The organism is Kiritimatiellia bacterium (assembly GCA_028715905.1).
Taxonomy (GTDB): domain Bacteria; phylum Verrucomicrobiota; class Kiritimatiellia; order JAAZAB01; family JAAZAB01; genus JAQUQV01.
This window is the reverse complement of the sequence record JAQUQV010000115.1, coordinates 1-3,671: the sequence shown is the minus strand read 5'-3', so window position 1 is coordinate 3,671 and position 3,671 is coordinate 1. Positions and strand designations below refer to the sequence as shown.

At 53.1% G+C, this 3,671-nt stretch carries 3 protein-coding genes; 2 read left to right on the top strand and 1 reads right to left on the bottom strand.

Annotated elements, in window-relative coordinates; genetic code table 11:
- The coding region (locus PHP98_11915; GenBank protein ID MDD5484334.1) for a methyltransferase domain-containing protein at nucleotides 1-527 on the bottom strand (527 nt) is incomplete at its 3' end.
- A 169-nt stretch (nucleotides 528-696) separates the two neighbouring features.
- Between PHP98_11915 and PHP98_11910 the strand changes: the two genes are divergently transcribed.
- Both PHP98_11910 and PHP98_11905 read left to right on the top strand, forming a co-directional pair.
- Nucleotides 697-2,187, top strand: coding sequence for a sigma 54-interacting transcriptional regulator (locus PHP98_11910; protein ID MDD5484333.1), 1,491 nt, complete (start codon nucleotides 697-699; stop codon nucleotides 2,185-2,187).
- Nucleotides 2,188-2,301: 114 nt separating this feature from the next.
- Nucleotides 2,302-3,399: an ISAs1 family transposase gene (locus PHP98_11905; protein MDD5484332.1), complete on the top strand. Its 1,098-nt coding sequence runs from the start codon at nucleotides 2,302-2,304 to the stop codon at nucleotides 3,397-3,399.
- Nucleotides 3,400-3,671 lie beyond the last annotated feature (272 nt).

The following is a 3,671-nucleotide window of genomic DNA, read 5'->3' as shown; positions in this document are numbered from 1 at the left end:
TGAATTGGCGCCAGTGTGTCGCGCGCGTTTTCAATCAAGCCAAGTTTGCCGCCCGGCTTGAGTTTGCGGTGCATTGTTTTAACAAGCAACGGAGGATTCCCGTAACCGATGGCCCATCCGCAGGTGATGGCATCAAATGAATTATCGGGATATGACAATAAGGAATTATGCATATCCCCCTGGACAAAACGCAAGTGCCGGTAACCGGCTTGAATCCGCTTTCCCTCAGCCTTTGCCAGCATACCGGCGGATTGATCCACGCCGGTTACTTCGCCTTGGCTGCTCACCGCTTCGGCCAGAGCTAATGCAAGGTTGCCGGTGCCGGTGGCCAAATCCAACACGCGATTTCCAGGGCGCAATCCAAGTTGGGTTACCAACCGCCGGGCGTGTTTAGCCATACGTTCGGCAAAATAATGATCATACGAAACGCATAGCCGGTCATAATCTTCCCGGACAATGTTGGAAGAAACAAGTTTTCGGGCCAAAAGCAGGTAAATGACTTTGCTGTAGAAATATAGTTTGTTCATAATGGAAACCTTTTATAATTTTTATTCATATCTTTACTAATAGCATGATGTATGCCAACAAATGTTCATATGTTGTATATTGTTGTATAACAACAAATAATGTAATTTGAGCTTTTTAGATAATTATATTAAATTGACATTTACTGCCCATATCATATACATTTAATGCATGGCAAAGACCGTACAGCTTTCCGATGAAGACCGCTCATTTTTCCGGCTGGTCTCAGGCGCCGCGTTCAGCAATCCATTCAGCGATGAAAGAAAAGAGATGGATTTGAAGATTATTGGCTGTGCGGACCGCAAGTTATCCCATGACCGTGTTTTGAAAATGATGATGGAGACGGTAGCGGCGCGGGTGGCCAAATTGGAGGCGGCGGGGCTTGGCGATGTGCGCCGGTTTGCGGATGAAGACCGCGAAATTCTGCAAGTTGCATTCCTGTTTGACGCATTTCATCAGTTCATCGAGGCGTTTGACAAACTGACCTTAGATCAGATCAAGGCAGGAGATGTTCCGTTGCAAGTGCCGTTTGCCTCTTCTATGCGCGCGCTGATGACCAGACGGGGATTTACCACGGATGCCTTTTGTCACTATTTTGCTGTGTTTTACCAGTTGCGGCGCGCATTCTACTTCATTGACCGTGGCTTGCTGGGCAAAAGTCCTTGCATGAAAACCCTGCGGAAACGACTCTGGAACAATGTTTTTACTTACGATATCCGCTGGTACAGCGGCTTTCTATGGGACCGCATGGAAGATTTTTCCACGCTGCTGCTGGGCGAGACGGGAACCGGCAAAGGGGCGGCCGCCGTCGCCATCGGCCGCTCAGGATACATTCCCTTTGATATGAACAAGGAATGTTTTACCGAAAGTTTCACGCGCAGTTTTGTCTCCATCAACCTTTCACAGTTTTCGCCGATGTTGCTTGAATCGGAACTGTTCGGGCACCGCAAGGGCGCCTTCACCGGCGCCATTGATAACCATGATGGTGTTTTTGGCCGATGCAGTCCGCATGGCGCTACATTTCTCGATGAGATTGGCGATGTGGCCGTTCCGGTCCAGATTAAACTGCTCCAGCTTCTCCAGGAACGCGTTTTTTCGCCGGTGGGTAGTCATGAAAAGCTTCGCTTCCGTGGAAGGGTGATTGCCGCCACCAACCGGCCATTGGATGAGCTTCGCCGCGAGGGACATTTCCGTGATGATTTTTTTTACCGTCTCTGTTCGGATGTAATTATCGTACCCTCTTTACGGCAAAGATTGCAGGAGGACCCCGGGGAATTAAACGAACTCCTGAATCACGTCATTCAAAGATTGACCGGACAGGAATCGGAAAATCTGGTCGCGGAAATCCGGGATGTTTTTGTCAAAGGACTTGGTGATAAATACCCCTGGCCCGGAAACGTCCGGGAACTTGAGCAGGCCGTGCGGCGGATCATGCTGACAAAGCAGTACGAGGGGGACCGGATTGCCATGGCAAAACCGGACGCCCAGGCGCGCCTGTTGGCTGGAATCGAGGCGGGCCTGCTGGATGCCGAGGCGCTGTTATCCGCTTATTGCAACCTGCTGTACCAGCGGGAGGGAACATATGAAGAAGTGGCTCGGCGAACGCGGCTCGACCGGCGAACGGTAAAAAAATACATCCTGGCCCATCAATCCGGTCAATGATCAACGCAAACGATTCGTCGGGGATATTTCAGCTGGGATGGGATAAAAAAGGATAGGCAATGATTGTTCGCGAAATAACTGAACAGGATTTTCTTTTTCTGCTACCACGGTAGCATGAAAAAACACACGATAGTCCAGGAGCCGGAAATATTGAAACGCGTAGCCGTGCGACTTTTAGGGGAAGACGAACGTGCGCGGTTTGACGGATTACTTGAGCAAAAGCACTATCTATGTAGTGCGCGCATGGTGGGACGCACGTTGCGATACGTGGCAGAACTTGACGGAGAATGGGTTGCGCTGATTTGTTTCAGCGCGGCGGCGTTGCATTTGAAAGCGCGCGAGAAGTGGATTGGTTGGACGCCGCGGCAGCGTTCGCGGCGGCTTGGTTTTGTCGTCAACAACAGCCGCTATCTTGTTTTGCCGGAACGGGAGCGCTTGCCGAATCTGGCTTCGCGTGCTCTGGGATTATGTCTGCGGAGATTATCGCGGGACTGGGAAGCGCGCTGGGGACAACCGGTGTTGGCGGTTGAGACATTTGTAGACGAGACGCGCTATCGCGGTGTCTGTTACCGGGCATGCGGTTTTGAGGCGGTGGGATTGACGGTCGGGTTCAAACGCTCAAGTCGTGATTTTTACCACGAGCATGGGGCGCCGAAGCAGTTGTATTTGAAGGAGCTACAGCCCGGGGCGCGGGCGTTGTTACGGCGTGGGCGCTGGCCGGCAGAATTGGCAGAGCATGAAGAACGCATCAGCGGGCCATGCTCCTTGCGGGCGCCTGAACTCGAATCGCTGTATGATCGTTTTGGCAAACTGCGCAACGGACGCATAGGGCACGGCCTGCGACATCGGCAGCGGTTTGTATTAACCTGTCTGGCGATTGACGGTAAGACCTTGCGCGGCAGCGGGCGAACCGACGGTAAACCGTTGCAATTGCTGTCTTGTGTGACGCATCGTCTGCGGCTGACGCTGGCCCAGCTGCCGCTTGAGGATAAGAGCAACGAGATTCCGGCCTTTCCGAAGCTGCTTAACGATCTGCCGAGGATTGATCATGCCGTGGTCACGGCCGATGCGATGCACTGCCAACAGGAGAGCGCGCGGGTTGTGACGCAGGAACTTGGTTGGGATTATTTATTTGGCCTGAAGGGGAATCAGGGCGGCATTCTTGACCGGGCGCAACGCCTGCTGCAAAAGCAGGCTTTTCCCCCCGGATGAGGCGGTGGCATGGGAAAAGGAACATTGGCGGCTTGACCGCCGCCGTTTGACGCGCCTGACATCCGAAACCTTGACGACGGCCTCTGGCGTAAGGCGCAACTTCGTGGCGCACATCGCAACGCCCTCGTCGGTCAGACCCCGGATCATGGCCGCGAAAAGCGCATCCGGCGCCGGTATGTTTGACATTTCGGCGCGCCGTAACGCTTGATCGGAATTCAGTTGCCGCCAGGCAACCACGCATCAGTCCGTTTATGACAGATGAAACGTCCCTG

Coding starts and splice junctions, on each gene's coding strand:
- PHP98_11910 (MDD5484333.1), top strand. CDS start 697: ATGGCAAAGACCGTACAGCTTTCCGATGAAGACCGCTCATTTTTCCGG.
- PHP98_11905 (MDD5484332.1), top strand. CDS start 2,302: ATGAAAAAACACACGATAGTCCAGGAGCCGGAAATATTGAAACGCGTA.